Genomic DNA, 21,367 nt, shown 5'->3' with positions numbered 1-21,367 from the left:
TCTCTCCCATTGTACTTCTCATAAATACGTGTAATTTTTATTGATGATCAGCACATTCACTCGCCATTGCGAACCTGCGCATGTGCTAAAGCGTATGTTCACGTAGCCGTCCCTTCGCTGTGTGATCGGCAACATTTCCGTGGCAAACTCGCCTGCTTTCAGGGCTTTCTCAGGCTTCCACATGCATTGACCTGCGATCTCAACTTCCGTGTAGGACGGTTCATCTCTATCTCCCGATACGAAGAGCAGATCATACCTTCCCTTCGGAAGTTCTACGATGAACGTTGCGTCGCCATTTCCTCCAATGAAATCCCTGCGCAGCTCATCGGGTTCCCCTCGGTCTGCCGAAACGATGGCCTGCGTGCTTTCCCAGCCGATTCCTGAATAGGGTGTGAACACCATTTCCGGTGTTATTTTGCGAAACGTTTGCCCTAGGACCCCGTCCATATGAATCTGTCTAGGCAGCACGTCGGAGTAATCTTTCTCCAGCACCTGCGTTTCCACGCCAAAATCCAAACGATAAGCGGCCAATCTCGACTCACGGGAATTGCCGGCGTAGTAGTCAAACGTGACATGATCAAGCATCCTCGCATGCTGCGTATCTTGGTTTTTACCAAGAAATACGCGTCGATGCGTATGGGCTTCATGAACGAGCGGATAGGATCTTTGCGCAGCTATGCGATCAGGATTGGATAGGAATAATTCTGGTAGTAAGGATTCGGTCTGAGGATACATCGCATATTCCCCATTCTTCTCCGTTTCGAATGAAATCCGTCCATCTTCCTGGTGATACGCCACTTCGTGCCAGGATTGATTATTTTTGAATGATACTAATACATTTTCACTTAGTCGAAAAGGGTTGCGAATAACGACCTTCGATCCCGCCTTGCTTCGTATATGTACCCATGTTGTGCGTCCATTTTTGAAATCCGCACTCACTTCGAAAGCTCCTACTGCTAGTAGACCCTTGAAGGCGCATTGGTTCCATTTCTCATATTTCTTTACCTTTCTCGCGACCTCATGGTCGTACAGTCCAATCGACCGTTCCTGCTCAAACTCGCCGGATGGCAGCGCAGGAAACACCTCGATCACCCCGTCATAGCTTTGCAGCAGCATTTCATTCACAGCAGCCACCATTTCACCCGATGCTTCCATCATGTGCGGATGGTACAGTGGTTCATTCGTAATGTTGCAGTAGTTCATCCAGCGTTCCGTTTCTTCAGCGAACAAACCATTGCACCTGAGCGATAAGTCAATGCCTTGCTCATAAAGCAGCCGAAGTGCCAACGCGCCATTCCCTAATCTGGAAGCGGCACAGGAGAGCCAACCGAATTGAAACATGCCGTACTCCGTCTGATTGGCAGCATAGCGAAGCGTGTTCTCCGCCCTTTGCTTGAGATCAGGCGCGCTTTCTTTACCAATTTCTCCAATCGGATAAATCGGCATGAGAAGCGAAGGATGCCGCAAATGCAAGTCAGGCGGCGCCCATTGCGAATCCAATAAGACATCACCATAGCGATTGGACATCGCCGTAGGATACGCCGCCAAGCTGTCTGCGATTTTCTCCCATTTGAGCCGATCCGCTTCCGCTTCGTCAAGCCGTTTATTCGCTTCTGCAGCAATCCTGAATAAGTATTTAACTGTGGCGAGGCTGCAAGTTGAGTTGCGAGTCAAAGGCCCCTGCTCCGGTGAAATATCTGGAAAGATATCCAGACGTCCTGTTTCAGCATTTTGCTGCAAATAGCCTTCGAAAAATCTAGCAATCTGCTTGAACAACGGATACGCCTTATCACGCAAGAAGCCAAGATTCATGCTGTATCGATAATAGTCCCAAAGAAATTGCGCGCACCATGGCCAAATGCTCATATATAACGCATGGGGATAATCCCCAGCAATGCCTTCCAGACCATGAAATTGCTTCGACATTTGCTCGGCAAGTTGAGTATAGGAAAGCAACCCTTCTTTGAATGCTTCCGCCACTTCAAGATGATTAGCCGTATAAAGCGGCCAAAATGCAGCTTGAATGTTCACATCCCAGTACCACATGCTGCCCCACTTCGTTGGCTGTTTAATATCCCACAAGCCATTCAACCCGCACGCTTGCTCGCGCATCCTTCCGCCTTTACCGCTAGAACATGCAATGGCGTATAGATTGATATACCAGAGATCTTCGAGCATGGGATCCGGTAGGGTGACCGAGGAACGAGACCAGAAAGCATGCCAATGGGCTTGATGATCGTCTACGATATCTTCAACATCTGAGATGGACTTATTCAATCTCAAAAGTGCGGTTGGGAGGAGCTCCTTCGTTTCCTCTTCCGTAACCACCGTTGTAAGCAAAGTTAGGTTAGAACCCGCCTTGTGAATCGCAATGCGAAGCCCATCTTGGGAATCTGAGATGACGCTGCCTTTGGCCCCGATGATTCTCATCATCACCATAAACGAGAACGGATCGTAGTGCTCTTTCTCTTCACCATCGGGATAGAAGGATCCAAGATAGTAGAAGGTTCTCTCATCCAACTGATGATAGGTCACGTTCATATCCACGTATCTCCCTGTGGGAACTGACATCCCTACAGACGATAACAAAGATGATTTGGACTGATAAATGTCTGTGATGACATAATCGCCATCTTGCGCAATGCGTGTACACACGTCAAGCCGATCTTGGCCTTTTTCCACGCGAAACTGAACAACAGCCCTTTCTATATCAAGCCTCAGCGAATAATCATCCGGTTCTGCAAGCTCTTCCGAAGGAGTAAGATGAAGTTCACCTGTCGGATAGTGGGAAACACCGCCTGAAGGCTTGCCATATTTCCGATACATGCTGTTCGGTGATAACGCATCGCCATATAGAAAGATTGGGTTCTGCGCTGGATCTCGATACCTTTCTTCTGCCAGGTTTCGGAGTTCGTCCAACGTACGTCCATATTGCAACGAGAAGTCAGCGACTTCACCATTCCGATACTTTTGGCTATAACGATGAAGCTTCTGATAATAGACCTCATAATGATTGAGCGCTAGTGTCAATTGGTTATCCTCAAAATACGCCATACCGCCGAAATGGCCATTCCCCATCGGTAAAGCCTCGTTCCAGCTGCTTGGCGCATTCTCAAATGTCACGCTTCTCACAAGTATGCCTCCTTCTGCAACCCTATCGTGTTGTCCTGTTCACCCTTATTCCTTAATAGCCCCGATCATCACACCTTGGACAAAATACTTCTGAAGGAACGGATAGAGACAAATGATGGGAAGCGTCGAGACCATAATGGCCGCATACTTAATCGTTTCTCCGATGGCATATTTATCGTCTCCACCACCGGCCATCATCGAATCTGTGTTGTTGGAGATTAGAATTTCCCGGAGTACAAGCTGAAGTGGATAGGCTTCACGATTCCGCAAATAAACGAGCGCATTAAAGTAAGAATTCCAATGACCTACCGCGTACCACAGGATCATGACGGCCATCACCGGCATTGAAAGGGGGATGACAATGCGGAATAAAATTTTCCAATCACCGGCACCATCCATTCGAGCTGATTCTTCCAAGCTAACTGGAATGCTTTGGAACGAAGTTCGCATGATAATCATATTAAAAGTATTAATCGCACCTGGAATCAGAATGGCCCACATCGTATTCATCATCCCGAGCGAATTCACCAGTAAATAACTCGGAATTAGCCCGCCGTGAAACACCATCGTGACGACGATAAAGAACATGATGATATTTTTAAAATAGAGATTGGGCCTCGACAATACATAAGCACCGATTGCCGTCATAAACAGGTTGATGGTCGTACCAAGTACAACGTAAATCAGCGTATTCTGATATCCTTTCATAATCATCGGGTTCTCGAACACAGCTTTGTAAGCACTTAGATCAAAGCCTGCTGGTCTAAGCATTAAACCTCGATGTTGCAGCAATGACGTTGCATCGCTAAATGAAGCGAAGGCGACATATAGTAACGGATAAAGGGTGATCGCGCAAAGTGCGAGCATGAGTAGCGTGTTGAAGTAGCCAAATGTTCGCTCACCGCCGGTTAGTTTCATGTGCAAATCTCCTTACCACAATTTGTTCTCACTGATCCGCTTTACAAAGCTATTGGCTGCGACGATCAGTATAAAACTGATGACGGAGTTGAAAAGCCCAACAGCTGCGGTAAAGCTATAACTTGCCTCTAATACCCCTTTACGATAAACATAGGTGGAAATCACATCGGCTGTTCCGTAGGTAAGTGGATTGTACAACAAGAGCACCTTTTCACTGCCGACCGTCAGCATATTCCCCATTTGCAGGATAAACAGGATCACAATCGTTGGCATAATACCCGGAATCGTGATATGCAGTGTTTGCTTCCAGCGGTTAGCGCCATCCATCCTGGCAGCTTCATACAGGGTCGGATCGATCGTAGACATTGCCGCCAAATACACAATGGAGCCCCAACCGATGCCTTGCCAGATGCCTGACGAAACGAATAGAAAACGAAACCAGCTTTCCTTTTGCAAAAAGTCAATCGGTTCGATGCCAAAGTTGCCTAGCAGCTGGTTAATGAGACCATTTCGGCTTAAAAAGTCAATCATCATCCCCGCGACGACGACTATGGAAATGAAATGCGGTAAATACGAGATGGATTGAACCACCCGTTTAAATACACTGTGACGGATCTCATTCAGCAGCAAGGCCAGAATAATGGCAGCCGGGAAACCGAATAACAGATCATACAAGTTAATGAGAATCGTATTTTTAATCAATCGCCAGAAGTATATGCCGTTAAAGAAGCTCTCGAAATGTTTAAACCCAACCCATGGACTTCCCAAGATTCCTTGCGCAGGCGAGAAGTCTTTAAAAGCGATTTGCAAGCCATACATCGGTCCATATTGAAAAATGAGATAATACGCAATGACGGGAAGTGCCATCACATAAATGGACCAATGCCGCTTTACATCAGCACGTATGGTTTGCAGGACGGTCGGATCACGATAAGTTTTCGTTGTCATTGCGGTTCTATTTTCGGCATAATCAGCCTTCCCATTTGCTGCACTTGGTCTCATCGTCATCCTAGCCTTTCTTTCTAGTCTCTAGTAAAAAGGGGATAAACCCTAACCCCTGTTCATCCCCACCAGCTCTATGACTTAGCGTTTATTGAAACGCTCCAAAGCCCCTTGCTGGATTTTAATCGCATCATCAATGCCCATGCTTTGAATCTTTTTCACATATTGATCGAAGTTATCAATCGGTTCAACACCCATGATGAATTTCAAGAGCATTTCATCTTGATACGTTTGGATATCTGTCACGATGGACGCGAATTTGCTGCTTTCTTCCTGTGTCGGTGAAACAAGTGGCAGCTTACGCTCAGCTGTTGGCTGCGACCAAATTTCCAAAGCTTTCTTCTGTTGCGGAAGTCCTAGATATTGCAATTGGAAATTGCCACTAAGCACAAAAGGTGCGCTCCACGTTGCACGCGTATATTTGGCAATCGACTGCTGTACACTAGTTCCTGCTGGAGGATTTAGAACTTCTGGTAGGAAGGTTGCTTTGCCATTCTCCATTTTGTAACTCGTGCCTTCAATCCCGTAATTAAACAGCAGATCTCCTTTTTCGCCGTAAGCATAATCAAGCCATTTTACGGTTTCAATCGGATTTTTGTCGGCTGCCGAAATGGCTGCTCCAACGCCGTTATAAGCAAAATCCCGTTGTCCCCAAATCGCTTTGTCGCCAGCTTTCAATACTGGGTAAGGAGCAGCTTCCAGCTTAAAGCTCGGATCTTTGTCCTTCATGAGGCCGGCATATTTACCTAGCCCTCCCCCATTATAAGAAACAGATGCGCCCATGAGATTTGTCGTCATTTTGTTATCGTACAATTTCTCGTTCGGTGCTGCGAAATCTTTGTCGAGCAAACCTTCCTTGTACCATTTGTTCATAGTCTTAAGGAATTCCTTATATTCTGGTTGGATCGGGCCGTATTTCACTTTACCGTTATCTTGATAGAAACTATAGTTGATACCCCACGCACCAAGGAAAGGTGCATCCGTAGAAAACATATTTTTGTCTATGTAAATTGGAATTTCATCCGCTTTACCATTGCCATTCGGATCTTTTTCTTTAAACGCTTTCAATACCGTGTACCATTCGTCAATCGTCGTTGGCATCTTCAATCCTAGCTTATCCAGCCAGTCCTGGCGGATGGATGGGCCAAAGCTCACTCTCGTTTTGTCATCTCCACGCAGGAAAGGGAATGCATAAATGCTTCCTTCATCCGTGGAAATTTGCTTTTTCCAATCTGGATGATCCGTAAGCAGCTTCTTCAAGTTCGGTGCGTATTTATCGATTAAATCATTCAGTTTAATAATTTTCTTATCTAAAATGGCTTTTTCCGGGCCGCCAGGATATCGAATGACCGCACCGCTTGTCGCTCCCCAACTTGCTTCAATGACATCTGGAAGATCGTTGGTCGCAATCATTAAATTGAATTGCTCTTGCGCTTGTGGTACTTCAAGTGGTGGATGCTGGAACTCAACCTTGACGCCAGTCACTTTCTCAAGTTCCTTATACATGCCCATTTCAGCGTACGTTTTCATTTGGCCTGACGCAGCCGAGTGATTAGGTACCCAATACGTCAATTTCGTCAACTTAGGCGGTTGTGTTTCACTGCTTGACTGCGGTGTTGCGGATGAACTTGTGCTTCCCGTATTACTGCTGCACGCAGCTACCGAAATGGTTAATACCGAAAGCAACATAACGGATCCAACTTGTTTCAAACTCTTCTTCATTCTTCTTGCCTCCCCTTCGTATATATAACGTTTATCATCGATGGCGCCGTTCCGTGTTTCCCTAGCACCTGATTCCAAGTATGCTGCACTGGCCTAGGTCTGAATACTGCCTACTTCTCGTTTTCGTTGTATTTAAGTAAGAAATACGGGCTTGCTGAGAAATCATCAGTCCATATTAGAATTCATCAGTTGCAGCTAGGAAGACAATAAAGCAGCCTCAACGAGGCTGCTTTATTATGCGTCTGAGGAGATGATTTCCGCGAACATCGACTCACGGTATTTACCCGGCGTTACGCCTTCAAGCTTTTTGAAGGCTCGGATGAACACGACATCATTGTTATAGCCAACCTTGTGGGCAATCTGAACAATCGTCATTTCCTTACTCTCCATGTACTGCTTAGCTTGCTGAATTCTTTTATGCGTGATGTAGTCCAGCAGATTCTGCCCCTGATTTTTTTTGAAGAAAGTGGACAAATATTGCGGTGTCATTTGGATACGTTCAGCAATTTGTGCGACGCCAAGATTTGAATCACTCAGATTGGCGTGTACAATGCTAAGGATTTCCTGCAGTCGATTGGTACTATGATCCGAACGTTCTAGATTAAACGAGCCGGCAAGCGTCTCGTATAGCTCCTTCGTTTTCGTATACATGCCTTGCGCTGTCGGATAACTGAACACTTCCTTAATAGGATCAAAGTCAGCGCCCAATACTTCTTCCTGGTTCGTATTCGTGGAGTTCACAATTTTCAAAAGCGTACTCGTCACATTGAAAAAAAGACATTTCCCCAACTCCGGTGTCATTTGGCCAGAATCGAAATTCATCGAGTAAATTTTATCGAGCAGCTTTTCCACATTCTCGGTATCTCCGCTGCGGACAAAATTGATCAGCTGGATCTCAATTTCGAGCGGATAATAGTAATGCTGTTTCACCTCGAGGATATCCTGGAAATGGATCGCTGCATGCTTGCCTAAGATTAACCTATATTCAAGGGCTGCGAGTGCTTCCGGGTACGAATCTCGAATGGCTTTGGGCCCCGCATGTACACCGCCAACTGCGATGGTCATGCCAATTTGGAACCGTTGGGCGATGATACTTAAGAGTGATTCCGCGATTTCGCGAATATTGGTTTCAGCCGTCTCCGCTCGATCTGGCGATACGTTAATGAGGAACGCAAGACGATCTCGATCCAGTTCAACAGAAAATCCTTTATGATGCACCGCGATCAGATCCGTACCTATATTGGAGACGATAAATCTGGCATGAGCCCATTGCTGTTCGTCTTCGTCCGCTAAGAAAGGGACATCCTCAATTTTGGCAAGGAGAACCGCAAAACTGTCGCTAATGAAACTCAAATCCATAAACTGAAGAGAATCTCCGTTATCCGCCGAGATATCTACATCCATGTATCCATTTAATAAACGGGACAGGTAGTTCGCTCGGATAAATGGCACTTGCTGCTTTAAGGTCATACGCAGGTTTTTCTCTTCATGAAACGAACCTTCGACGGTTTGTTGTATGAACTCGTATTCATTGGCGGCAGGACGCAGGAGCATGTCTTTTCCGCGCATAATCGCGTGAACGGTCTTTTGGAGTGGCTTATATGTACGGTACGCCCCAATGCTGACAGCAACAAGCCCACAAATGAGACATAAGATAAATAAACCGATCGACCAGCTCTGGATTTGATTCACCTGCTGCATAAATACGTCGTTGGGCATAATGGACACATATTTCCAGCCAGCTTTTTGTGAAGAAGTGGTCGAAACCACTTGATCTACACCTGCTAGTCTATAATCAAATGGACCCTTGCTCCCTTGAATGCGCCCTTGCAAATCAGATGGGAATGGCAAATCGCTGTTACTCATGATGGTTTGACCAGCATTATCAATAATATAGACGGAGCTATGACTGGCTGATTCCATTTGCGCAAATAATTCCTTAACTTGGTCAACATCGATTAACACAATAAAACTTCCGAGATTCTGGGATTGTGATTGAACGGGAAGCGTCTGGATATAGGTAATCACATTCTTTGGGGCTTGATCCCCATTGTTAGTTAAGGGAGCTACCGGTAAGTAGGACATCCTATGCTCCTTGGCCAGAAGCTGACGCCAATTCTCGTAAGGCATGTTCTGATAAGCGTAGTAGATGGAATAAAAGGTTCGTGAGTCTGTTACCAAATCCGATTTGACAATCGTATCGCTGCTAGCGAAATACACATAGTAATCGAGGATGAAATTGCTGGTCATGCTGTGATACTTACTCATCTTATCTCGCATGAATTGAATAAACTCATACTTGTCAGCATCTTTCGCACCGGTAGGGATTCTAAGCATATAATCCAGCTTCGGATCAAACACAACCTGACGCATTAACGTATCCACTTCCGATATTTTATTATCGAGGGACAGTTTCAGCTGCTCGAGCATTGCTACATTGGATCTTGTCGTGCTCTTCTCCAGACTCTGTTCGACCTTGGCGTACAAAAAAAGACCCATTGCAAGCGGTATCAATAAAATGAATAAATTGGAGGCGATGATCGTCGAAAGAGCACTTTTGCGACTATCTACAAGGCGTAAAATGAAAGGCATTTTCAAATCAAGCTCACCGTCCATTCCGTAAATGAATTTATTAGAAATTGTATCTTCTCTTCATCAAAGTTGCAATATAACTTTTTGGGGGAGCTTAAACCGTGGCTCTCAATTTCAGCTCATCCAGAACCGCGCAAAAAACGGCTACGTCGCCCTCAGCTTCAACTTTCAGCGCAAAAAAATAACGAAAACCTTTTCCCATTCAATCAGGAAAAGATCTTCGCTATCTCGATTTTACAGAACTATGAATGCTGGATAATAGCATCCATCTTCATTACCTCTAATTACAACTTCCAAATCCGATACAGAATAACAGCCGTTTCTGCCCGGGTCAACGAATCATTCGGCGCCATACGATTGCCATCCTTGCCATTCACAATACCAGATTTCGTCAGAGCGACAGCACTGTCCTTCGCGTAAGTGGATGTGCTGGCCGCGTCAGAATAAGCGTCTAAAGTTCCGCTTGCTACGACTGGTTTACCTGCTGCTGCCAAAGCGCGTGTAGTAAGCACCATCATGTCCTGACGTGAGATTGTGCTTTCTGGCTTGAACATATTGCCGTCAAAGCCATTGGCAATCCCCAGTTCCTTCGCGATGCTCAGCTCATGATAATAATAAGCGTTAGCAGGGACATCGCTGAACATGACATCCTTTTTGCCTGTGCTTTGCAACTCAAGCGCTCGTACAAGCAACGCGATAAAGTCCGCTCTCTTAATGGAAGTCTCAGGAGCGTAGTGATCCTCTGAGATGCCTTGGATGACACCTCGTGATGTCATGACGTCAATCGCTGGCTTCGCCCATGTTACATTTTGTAGATCTCCGAAGGTCTTGAAGACGGAGGTTACCGCATAGGTGCTGAAGTGTGTCGTTTGGAACTCAACCGTTCCACTTGCCACATCATAGTGACCATTCGGAATCGAGATTGCCTTGCCATCGCCATCGATGTACCAAATGACGATATGATCTGTGTTGTTAAGCTCTTCGGCTGTCGGCGTGTATGGAATCGCAACCGTCACAGGCGCATTCGGGTTGTTCCAAGCAATAACAGTATCGCCGGCGGCCAGACTTAGATCGATAGCAGGACGACTGCCAATCTGTGTGCGAGTAGCTTCATCCAAGTTATCAAGGGCAGCTTTCGCTACGCGAATGGACACTTGCTCACCGTTATTTGTCACATTGGATAGCAGGTTGCTTGGAATGAGCATAGTTGCGTTCGGTGTCTTCAAAGAAAGCTCGAAAGTATCGTCACCGTTCAGGCTTTTCGTTGGCAATTGTACTTCGTACGAAGTCGCATTTGCTTGTGTCGGCACTTCAATTACGACTTGTTTATTACCATTTGCCGTTACAGTGGCTTGTTCAAGCGCCTTTGCCAAGTTGTCGCCAGAAATCGTGCCGATCGCGTGCCCATTGTTCGTATTGACAACCGGTTTGATCGTAACAACGCCATCCACCTTCTCAACGCTTCCTGTTGGCGCGCTATACCCGACGCCGCTTGAACCGCTATCACTGCCTTTGCCAGCAAGCGTTAGCACGCCATATACAGATGTGTCCATGTATCCGTTGCCTGTCGTATCATTCCATGCAGCAACGCTTTGACGGGCACCGTCTTTTGCATCATTGATCTGCACATCAAAACCTAATTTTTTGTTGTCAGCCGGTGTAATTGATTTCAACGGAATCTTCAATTCAACCGTGTAATTCGTGCCGGTCACCTTGGTCGCTGATTGGAAACCTTCAGAGATGCTGGCTGGATTAAATGATGTTTCATTGTCAAAGTTGATTCGGTATTGTCCGTCATCATCTTGGTAGAACGATGTTTTGGCATTGTTAGGGTCCAAGAAGATCTCGACGGAATCCTGTTCGTACGCGTTAACGCTCGTTTTGTCGAGCTGAGCATCGCTTACTTGGACTAGCACATACAGGTTGGTATCATCCCAGAGAGCTTTGGCCACACCGCTTGCCCCCTGCCAAGCCATCTGATAACGATTAACCGCAATTTCAGGTGCCTGGCTCCAAATCGCGTCAACCGTACCGTCGATGACAGGAGTGCCGAAATGAGCAGTTGACTGATTCGCCTGTGCTGACTCTGTCGAATGCGCTTGAATGAAGGCATCCGGGTTAATTACGCCATCATACGCCGGCTTAGCTTGCAGATTTTTATCAAATAGCAATGGATTGTTAGCAGCTCTCCAACTCGTGTTATCGTCCATTCCCCAGAAGGTAACCCGTTTGATATGTGCAGCGTGAGCCTTATAGATCTGGAATAATTGGGCGTACAAGTAGCCCTGAGCTTCAGCAAGCTTGTCGGAAAGCTGATAGTTGCTTCCAGCTTGAATATCCAGCTCAGTTATGCTTATTTCGACGCCTAAGGAAATAAATCTCTCGAGGGACAGCTTCACATTGTCCGGGTTCGTGTTTACACTGTAGTGTGCTTGCATGCCTACGCCGTCGATGAGAAGTTTGCCGGGATGCGTGAGTGCATACCGATCATTCATTTCTTTGACCATATTATAAATGGCCTGTGATTTATTCTGGTTATCATCGTTGTAATCGTTGTAATAAAGCTTGATATCCCAATCAGGATGTGCATCCAGCACTTCTCTTGCCGCTAAGAACGACTGCTCCACATAGTCTGATCCAATAGCGTTATACCATGGTGTTTGGCGCAAAGACGCTTTCCAATCCGCCGGGTTTGACGGGTTATCATTCATTGCTTCGTTAACGACATCCCAGGAAATCACCTTGTTGCCGAAATGCCCCATGACACCTTGGATATGATTCCGCAAATTAGTGAGCGCTTCCTCCCGCCCTAAGGGGGTGCCATTCGACGTATTCAGCCACGCAGGCGATTGTTGATGCCATACCAGTACATGTCCATGCATCTGCATGCCCTCAGCCCGGACTTTATCGACGAGTGCATCCGCTGCGTCAAACGTAAAGTTGCCTTTCGTAGGCTGCAGCGCATCCGGCTTCATGGCGTTGCCTGCTGTGACGACATTGAAATGCTTCTTCAACAGCTCAAGTCTGACACCATCCAGATCCTCTGCCGATATGGCATTTCCGATCAAGAAATCGTTCTGATAAGCATCCTTGATTGGTATAAGATCTTTCTGAATGGCGATCGGCCCTGATCCTGATTTAACAAAGTTAATATCATCAATATAAAAGGAAGCCGTTTTGTTAGATGAACTTTCTACATAGATCGTCAAATATTCACTGCTTACATTGTTGTAACGGTAAGTTCCCTCATACTTCACCCAGCCGTCGCTTGTATTGATTGTTTTGGGTGAAAGACTAACGTAGTTAGCGCTGCTTCCTTGACCAATTTGCGTGGATAGCTGGAGCTGCGAGCTTGAAGGATCGATCAATTTTACCCAAGCCGAAATTGTATATTCATAGCCCTTATCCACATATTTCTCAACACGAAGTGTTGGGCCATGCCAGCTATCTGTTCGACCTTCCACCTTCAATGCGTAAGAACCGTCCGTAGTATGATTGGCTTCATTGGTCACAGTCAACGTTTCCGTGCCTGCTCTGCCTACAAAACCTCCTGCCGTTTGATCCTCGAAGTTAATCGTTGAGAAATTTAAAGCAGGAGGTCTAGGCTGCTCTTCGACCGCACCACCCGAATTTGCCTTCTCGGTGATTAAGATATCGCCAATGTAGAAAGGAACTGCTTTTCCATCCTCGTTAGATTGCACGCGCAAGCTCGTATCTTTACTTGTATCTACCGTAAACTCTTTGGTCAGTATGACCGCACTTCCGGCTGCCAAATCTGCACCAACCAAGAAACCGTAGCTGTTTACGGTTTGAAGATAAACTTGAGAACCACTGGCCACAGTAGCATTCGCATCTACAAAGACGGATACGCTCACCGTATAGGTTTTGCCGTTGACCAGTCCAATGTCAGCGAATTTGAAATCTGCCGCGTCCCACGTGTTTGCTCTGTTCGTAACATACAAGGCTGTACCGTCTGTATTGCCGTCAAATACCTTGCCTGTGACCTGCGATAGGCTAGCACCGCCCGATTGCGTTGCAAATCCTTTGCCGCTTGCAAAGTTTTCGTGATAAACCGTTACTGTAGCTGGATCTGTACTGGTTGCTACAGCCGTAACCAGGACATCTCCGATGTAGAAGGGAATAGCTTTCCCAGTCTCGTTGGATTGAACACGCAGGCTCGTATCTTTGCTCGTATCCACCGTAAATTCTTTCGTCAGCGTGACCGCACCTCCAGCTGCCAGATCTGCACCAGCCAAGAAGCCGTAACTATTTACGGTTTGGAGATACGCTTGTGAACCACTAGGTACAGACACATTTGCGTCCACATATACGGTTGCGGTAACCGTATATGTTTTGCCGTTTTCCAGACCAATGTCAGCGAATTTGAAATCTGCCGCGTCCCACGTATTCGCTCTATTGCTTACATATAAAGCGGCCCCATCAGTGTTACCGTCAAAAACTTTGCCGGTTACCTGTGTTAGGCTGGCACCACCTGATTGCGTTGCAAGACCTTTACCGCTCGCAAAGGTTTCATGATAAACCGTTACCGGCGCTGCAGCTTCCACAGCCGGCACAAGCCAAGCTGCTGGGATGATCAAGGCTGCTGCGAGTAAGACCGAGATCACTCTTATGAGCTTTCTACTCATTTGTTACATTCCCCCTAACAAATTTGATTAACTTCATTTGAAAACGCTTTCTATATTATTCTACATCGGCCATGCTATCCGCTCCCATACTAAGAATATAGGTGTATCCCCCCTTAATTATGGAAATATGGAAATATACGCCGAGTTATTAAGTTAACTTTACGCCATCGCATATTTACCAATAAGTGGAACTAGAAACAAATTTCCACCTAATATTCATAGCAAATAGACGTGGATTTCACCGAAGAAATCCACGCCTCATCTTTACAACAAAAGTTTATAGTTGAGTCTTCACAGACAGCCTAACTTTTCTCAATCAACCGCCAATACGCCGGTTTGGGCGTGTGATCCTCCTGAAACAGAAGCGGCCAATTCTTACGTCCCCTCACTGGAAATTGATCGAGCCACGTATGATCATCCGCAGCTCCCCAGAAGGTGACAGACGTCAAGACGTCCGAATAGGAACGCAGCAAACGGAAGATATCTTCATACCGTTGCTGTTGAAGCTCCAACATTTGCTCCGTTGGGGCTAACAAATCCGTGCGCGTATCCTCATGGACGAACATGGAGAGGTCCATCTCCGTGATATGAAGCTGAACACCTAATGAAGCATACAACTCGATAGCCTGTTTAATTTCCTCGAGAGGAGGACCATAGATACTCCAATGGGCTTGCATGCCAATACCGTGAATTGGAACGTCCTGATTCAACAGGCTACGTACCAGATTGTAAATTTTATCCCGCTTCACGGGGGTAATTTCATTATAATCGTTATAAAACAACAGCGCCTTCGGATCCGCTTCATGGGCCATTTGGAAGGCATGTCGAAGATAATCCTCACCAATCAGTTCCAGCCATTTGGTATTTCGCATGACTAGATCCTGCTTATCTTCAATCGCTTCGTTCACCACATCCCACGCGTATACGCGCCCCTTGTATCTGCCTACGACCGTATGAATGTGTGCTTTTAATCGAGATAGCAGCAATTCTTTGGACGCGGGTCCACCATCTGGTCCTTCAAATACCCAATCTGGTGTCTGATTATGCCAGACGAGCGTATGTCCTCTTACCGCAATCCCATGACTGGCTGCAAAATCAAAAATTGCATCCGCTGCCTCGAACGTATATAGCCCCTCTTGCGGCTGAACATGCTCGAATTTCATCTGATTCTCAGCTGTAATGCTATTATAGTGCTTTGCGATAAAATCGCCGGATGACCGCAGTGTTGCCGTGCTTACTGCCGCACCGATCTTGAATTGCCCTTGAAATGCCTGATATAAAGACAGCGGCTCTCTATTCATTGTGGTCCACATTCTCCTTTATCTGTGCCTCCACCGAGTTGAGGCAAGTCTCCTCCTTTATATTAAACCTTCTGAATACGGTTACAATTCACAGACTATAGCTTCATCTCCCCCATTTTTCAGGGTTTTGCTAATCTGTCTGTAAACGGCAGGTTTGTCGGTGACGCGTTTCTCAAATTCCTTGAGGAAATGATGATAGTGGACATAGCCAATTTGTTCAGCAATGACACGAATCGTTTCTTCTGACTCACACAGCATTCGCTTCGCCTCATGAATACGCAGATCATGAATATACTCGATGATGCCGACCCCTGCCCATTTCATATAAGTTTGACCCAAATAAACAGCGTTCATAAAGAACCGTTCGCCGATCTCTTTAATCGTTAGCGCTTCCCGGAAATGTTCCTGAATATATCGTTCAATGGCGCGAAGCGGATGGCCTGAGAATTTGTCTTTATGCTGCTTCAATTGGTTCAAGTACTGCTGCATATAGAGCTGTAAAGATACCTTCACTTCACAGAGGGAACGATGCTCCCTTCGTGTAAAATCACGAAATTGTGGAAGTGCCTCCGAATCGATCCCCATCTCCCGCATGACAGCGGCACTTTTTAGAACAATGCGAATAACTAGCATATGAACGACTTCTGGGCCCGTTTGATTTTCCGTAAACAGTAGGAACAGATCATTAATCAACTCTTCGACCCGCTTCTCCTGAAGCAACTCAATTGCGCTTAAACATTCATCTACGATGGATAGCTCGCTGAGTTCATAGCTAATTTCCTTGTGATGGATCGTCTCGTAATCCAGCGGTCCCCCTACAGAATGAAAAAAACCATAAATCGAAGCTTCTTGCGCACCTGCATAAGATGAGGCTATATCACTGAGCGCATCAACTCGTGGTCCTATTGAAAGACAGCACTCACTGCCTTGTTGCTGCAAATCTTTGTACAGCTTTTGCGTCCATTCCTTCATATCGGGAAAAGAGGGTACCACAAGTCCGTTCTGATTCTCAGATAAATCGATGAGCATGGCATTTTCAGAGAGCAAATGGTGGGAATCCAATCCCTGAGGAGTTCCATTCAACCATTCGATGTGGATGTACCTCCAGCCCCCACCTTCTTGCTCCAAAGGCTGCAGCGATTCCCTAACGTTCTCGTCTGCTGCCGAGATTTCCCCTCGAAGTATCTGTGCAAGGATCGTCGATACGAGCAGGTTAGAAACGAGATCATGCTGTACCTTTTGCTTTTCGCGGTGCTGCAGCTCCTGAATAACGAGCCCCATGATGGCATCCCATTCGCTGTCTAAGGCCGGTTTAAGCAAATAATGCTTAACACCAAACCTCAAAGCGGATCTTGCGTACTCAAAATCGTTATAGCCGCTTAAAATGATGAAGATCGGGTCACTGCCTGTCTTTTGCACAGTTTCAATCAATTCTAATCCATCGATTACCGGCATCCGAATATCTGTTACCACAAGATCGGGATTATGAGCTTCTATGCAAGCCAACGCTTCCTCCCCATTCTCACACATACCGACAATCTCAAAGCCAAGCGCTTCCCAATCGGCCATGAAACTTATCCCCTCTAACGCGAAAGGCTCATCATCAGCAAACATCACCTTATACATGTTCTCGTACCTCCTCCTGCTTCTTAATTAAACTCAGAGGAATTTGTATTGTAACACTCGTCTTCTCATAGGGGATGCTTTCAATCTGAAACAGGGAACGTTCTGCGTAAAACAGATTGAGACGACGGTACACATTGCGCAGCCCGACATTTTTGCCATTGTCTTCGCCTTTGAACAGGCTTCCCACAATCTCGTCCAGCTTCTCTGCTTTCATTCCTATGCCATTATCTTCAACCCTCATCCGCATTTTCGCCCCTACGATCTCTACGGAAATGCGAATTCGACGATTCCCTTTGACCGATTGGAGCCCATGCTTGCATGAATTTTCAACAAGTGACTGAATACTCATTTTCGGGATACGGTAAGGAAGAACCGATTCATCGGCGATCAATTCATAATGAAACCGGTCTTGGAAGCGGAATTTCTCGATCTGTAAATACATTTCTGTGAAACTCAGCTCTTCCTCCAATGTCACCAAATCCTCTTTCCAGCTGAGCAGCCTTCTTAAAATTTGAGATAAGTTTTGGATGATCTCCGTCACATGCTCATAGCGATATTTCTTACAAACGACAAGAATCGCATTCAACGTATTGAATAGGAAATGGGGATCGACCTGGCTCTGCAAATAATTCAACTCAGCCTGCACACGTTCGAGCTCTAAGTCTTTCTTTTGAATCTCCAGCTTGTAAACATCATGAATTAAATTACGGATCTTCTCCGTCATGAGATTGAAGCTGCGCAGGAGTCCGCCTATCTCATCCTTACCCTCATACATCGTGATTGGCTCAAATCGCTCATTTTTCACGAGTTGCATATGCTTAGAAAGCTTTCTAACCCGGAAATTGAAGGAATGCATAATAATATAAATCAAGAGGGTCGGAATAATCGTGCTAATAAGCGTCAACCATGTGAAGAAATGAAGAACTCCTTTCCGTTCTTCCGCCGCCCGACTTCCTTCTGGAATCCCGATTAGCCGCCAGTTTAGCACAAAGCTCGCTGTGCCAAGGGGACTGACGAAGCTCTTCGATGGCAAGCCTGTCAGTTGATTTGCGCTATTGACAGGTAGAGTCGGCAGCAGCTCTCCTACGCCTTTATAGGCGCCAGATGATTCCAGAACAAGACGATTTTCCTCATCCACCAGTTTGATTAGCAAGTAGTTGTGCTCTTTCTCAAAAAGCTCAAGCAGCTTATCCATGCGAATGTCGATGCGCAAATATTTCGGGAATTTCATGAGATCCGGGAAATTGTCCAGCTTCCGAATGATACTGACATACACCAGCTTCTCCTCGGGATTCATCGGATTGGTATCCAGATAGGAAGTCACGGTTACCTTATTTTTCTCATCGTTCATTTTCCGATACCATTCACTTTGCAAATCATTAGGCTTCAGCATAAAGTAGCTTCCACCGTTCGATAGTGTTGGATTCGAAGTATACACTCCGATCCAAGATATATAGGGATAAATATTGGGATACTGTCCTAATTTATCTCGGAGGTAACTATCATATTCTTCGTAGTAGGCAACATTATCCGAATAGGTATATTCGAGCATTTCATTAAAGACACGATCAGCGGATACGGCGTTGCCAATCACGACACCCTCATTGATCATTTGCATAATTTCATTTCCGGCGCGATCCAAAGAAATCCGTAGATTGTCCATCTCTCTTCGTTCCGTATTTTTACTATCCTGCATATAAAATAAGCTGTTGATACACATAATTGGCAGGAGAACGCACAGTAAGTAGATGATTAGAAATTTAAATTTAAGAGGAATATCATTAACGGTTCCCAACAACTTCCATCTCCGGTTCATTTTCGTTCTCCTTGTCAGTCATAAGTCGTTAGTTAGCCCTTCTTGAAGGCGGAGGGTAGCTTGCCGGTAAGGGATTTGAACTTGGATACGAATTGCTCTGAATCCGAGTACCCAACTCGGCCAGCAATATCGGATATTTTCAGTTCTTCACGTCGAAGTAACTTTTTGGCTTCGTCAATGCGGACCACATGCAAATATTCATTAAAGGTGAGACCCGTTTGTTTCTTAAACCGCTGGCCAAAATAGGCCGAATTCATCCGGAAATGCTCTGCGACATGTTGGAGCTGCAGCTTTTCGCTGAAATGCGCTTTGACGTAGTCTTCCGCTGCGGAAATGACCGCATCTTGCTTGTTGCTTTTTTCTTGGCCAATCCACGCTGCGGCTTGCAGGAATTCCTGCGTTATTCTTCGTTCCAAGATACCCAGATCCGCAGCAAGTGCGGGAACAAACCATTTTCTGACCCATAGATCAGGCTCACCGCCGCACTGGGTAATGACGCGAAGGATATCGAACTTAATATTCGATAGATAAGCCCCCACCCATGACACCGAGACAGATTGCCTGGAAAGTGCTACGAATAACTGGTGCACATGGTCACGCACCGCTTCCCCATTTCCATTCGATACGGCATCTAGAATGGACTGTGTCATCCCGATAGGCACATCCGCAGTGTCAGCTATGCGTTCCCTTTGATAGAAATGGACGCCATCAAAATCAGATGGACATCTGCAAATTTCAGCCATTAGCGCCTCGCAGAATGCTTCATTTAAAGCGTGAGGTCCCCGATGTTCGCTGCTGACAGCCATCGAAAGAGCACTGCCGCTACTACTGCGGATTTTGCCAATCATCTCCATAGTCACTGCAGGGGTAAGCGATTGATTCTCTGGACCCGCTATGAGTAGAAATCCTTGACGCTCTTTGCCTACTCCGAATGGAAGAAGCGTCGCTTGCGAAAACTGTAGCGTTTCTAAAATCATCTCGATAGGATTGGAGTCAATGGTTCCTTCATCTGCTGGTTCGAGCAAAAGACAACGAAATCGAACATGCTCATCGAGATCAAGCAAAGCTTGCGCTTGTTCGATCCAGATCTGCCTTTTTTCTCCTCTCAGCAGCCTTGAAATCGTTTCCATTCGAATGCGATCTAAGGCCGTGTTTTCGTACTGACTGCGAGTTTCCTGTTCTCGAATCGTTATGGTTACCGCTTCCACAGCTTTTTCAAGCTCCGATTCCATAAGGGGCTTCATTAGATAATTCGCTACGCCATGTCGCATCGCTCTTTTGGCATAGTCAAAATCTGCATAGCCGCTTAAAATAATAAATTTCGTGTTTGGATAGAGGAATGAGGCTTGTTCAATCAAACCTAATCCATCAATAACGGGCATGCGCACATCAGTTAGCACCAAATGAGGTTCAGTCACGTTCATCAGGGCTAGCGCATCTTCCCCATCCAACGCTTCACCGCACACGACAAAGCCTAACTTATGCCAATCAATCATTGACCGAAGTCCCTCTAACATGAAGGGCTCATCATCGGCAAATAGGACCCTCAACATGGAAAACACCTCACTCTAGAGGATATATATGACTATTATATAGGAAAATCTTAATATAGGAATAGCCTACCTAAATGGAAATAAAACCGCTCAGCACAGGGCTTAAACGGCAGGTAATGATTGGAAAACGTTATTTATTTTATCTAGCTATTCCTTCACACTTCCTAAGTTCATCCCGACGATAAAGTACCGCTGTAAAAAAGGATACACGAACAGGATCGGAACCGCAGCCACAATCGTGATCGCCGCACGGATAGAAGATGGAGTTACCATTGCTTTGGTTTGATTCGTGTTTGCCCCCGCCAACAAGCCAGGATCACTGTTGCTGTTCATCGTTGAGCCAAGAAGCTTCATCATTTCATATTGAAGTGTACTCAATTTCAAATCTGAAGAGGCATATAAAAATGTATCAAACCAGGAATTCCAAGAACCTACTGCAATAAATAAGGCAATGGTAGCTAAAACAGGCGTACAGAGCGGGAAAATAATCCGTATAAAAATCGTGAAATCACCGGCTCCATCCATTTTCGCAGACTCAACCAAGCCTGATGGCAGGGTTCGAATGTAGGTTCGAATCACGATGAGGTTAAACGCACTCACCATGCCTGGAAACACATACACCCAAAAGTTATTCAGCAGCCCCAGGCTTTTGATCAGAAAGTAATTAGGAATAAGCCCCGCATTAAAATACATCGTTAGCACAAAAATTAAGCCGATCATTTTCCGAAAAATGTATTGTGGCTGCGCTAAAGTATAGGCAAGCATCGTTGTGAGAAACACGCCCAATACAGTCGTTGTAAGCGTACGAGCGACGGAAATCCAAGCGGCATGGTAAATCGTCCCCGAAATAAATATCGCCTTATAATTTTGCAACGACCAGGATCGTGGCCATAAATAAATGCCCCCACGCAGTGCATCGTTGCCTTCATTGAATGAAATCGTTAAGGTATGAAGAAACGGATAAAGTGTCACTATAGCAAGAATGAGCATGAAGATGCCGTTAATCGTATGGAACAGAACCGGCTCCATCCGAGTTCTGCGCGCTGTCGTAGTTCCCAT

Annotated in this window: 11 protein-coding genes; all 11 read right to left on the bottom strand. The window is 45.8% G+C overall.

From position 1 onward, the window contains the following. Positions 1–18 precede the first annotated feature (18 nt). The 11 genes from A8709_RS10430 to A8709_RS10380 all read right to left on the bottom strand — a co-directional run bounded on the left by A8709_RS10430 (position 19) and on the right by A8709_RS10380 (position 21,367). A complete protein-coding gene (locus A8709_RS10430; RefSeq protein ID WP_065852284.1) occupies positions 19–3,132 on the bottom strand; it encodes a glycosyl hydrolase family 95 catalytic domain-containing protein in 3,114 nt (1,037 codons plus the stop codon). 45 nt (positions 3,133–3,177) lie between these two features. Then, a complete protein-coding gene (locus tag A8709_RS10425) occupies positions 3,178–4,050 on the bottom strand; it encodes a carbohydrate ABC transporter permease (protein ID WP_065852283.1) in 873 nt (290 codons plus the stop codon). A gap of 12 nt (positions 4,051–4,062) precedes the next feature. Then, positions 4,063–4,998 carry an ABC transporter permease gene (locus A8709_RS10420; RefSeq protein ID WP_065852646.1) on the bottom strand — a complete coding sequence of 312 codons (936 nt, stop codon included), beginning with the start codon at positions 4,996–4,998 and terminating at the stop codon, positions 4,063–4,065. 135 nt (positions 4,999–5,133) lie between these two features. Then, positions 5,134–6,774, bottom strand: coding sequence for a type 2 periplasmic-binding domain-containing protein (locus A8709_RS10415; protein ID WP_065852282.1), 1,641 nt, complete (start codon positions 6,772–6,774; stop codon positions 5,134–5,136). Positions 6,775–7,008: 234 nt separating this feature from the next. Further along, complete coding sequence (locus A8709_RS10410; RefSeq protein ID WP_244163153.1) at positions 7,009–9,390, bottom strand: helix-turn-helix domain-containing protein; 2,382 nt, start codon at positions 9,388–9,390, stop codon at positions 7,009–7,011. Between the two features lie 260 nt (positions 9,391–9,650). Further along, positions 9,651–14,012: a glycoside hydrolase family 10 protein gene (locus tag A8709_RS10405; protein ID WP_065852281.1), complete on the bottom strand. Its 4,362-nt coding sequence runs from the start codon at positions 14,010–14,012 to the stop codon at positions 9,651–9,653. 302 nt (positions 14,013–14,314) lie between these two features. Then, positions 14,315–15,313, bottom strand: coding sequence for an endo-1,4-beta-xylanase (locus tag A8709_RS10400; protein WP_065852280.1), 999 nt, complete (start codon positions 15,311–15,313; stop codon positions 14,315–14,317). 81 nt (positions 15,314–15,394) lie between these two features. After that, positions 15,395–16,939 (bottom strand): response regulator transcription factor, encoded by a 1,545-nt coding sequence (locus tag A8709_RS10395; protein ID WP_065852279.1) that lies wholly within the window; start codon positions 16,937–16,939, stop codon positions 15,395–15,397. Then, positions 16,932–18,755, bottom strand: a complete 1,824-nt coding sequence (locus A8709_RS10390; RefSeq protein ID WP_065852278.1) for a sensor histidine kinase — start codon at positions 18,753–18,755, stop codon at positions 16,932–16,934. The genes A8709_RS10395 and A8709_RS10390 overlap by 8 nt, the downstream gene beginning before the upstream one ends. Before the next feature lie 32 nt (positions 18,756–18,787). After that, positions 18,788–20,308, bottom strand: a complete 1,521-nt coding sequence (locus A8709_RS10385; RefSeq protein WP_065852277.1) for a response regulator — start codon at positions 20,306–20,308, stop codon at positions 18,788–18,790. A 147-nt stretch (positions 20,309–20,455) separates the two neighbouring features. Then, positions 20,456–21,367: a carbohydrate ABC transporter permease gene (locus A8709_RS10380; RefSeq protein ID WP_065852276.1), complete on the bottom strand. Its 912-nt coding sequence runs from the start codon at positions 21,365–21,367 to the stop codon at positions 20,456–20,458.

It is taken from the genome of Paenibacillus pectinilyticus, assembly GCF_001700435.1.
GTDB lineage: Bacteria > Bacillota > Bacilli > Paenibacillales > NBRC-103111 > Paenibacillus_E > Paenibacillus_E pectinilyticus.
This window is presented reverse-complemented; position numbering and strand designations above follow the sequence as displayed.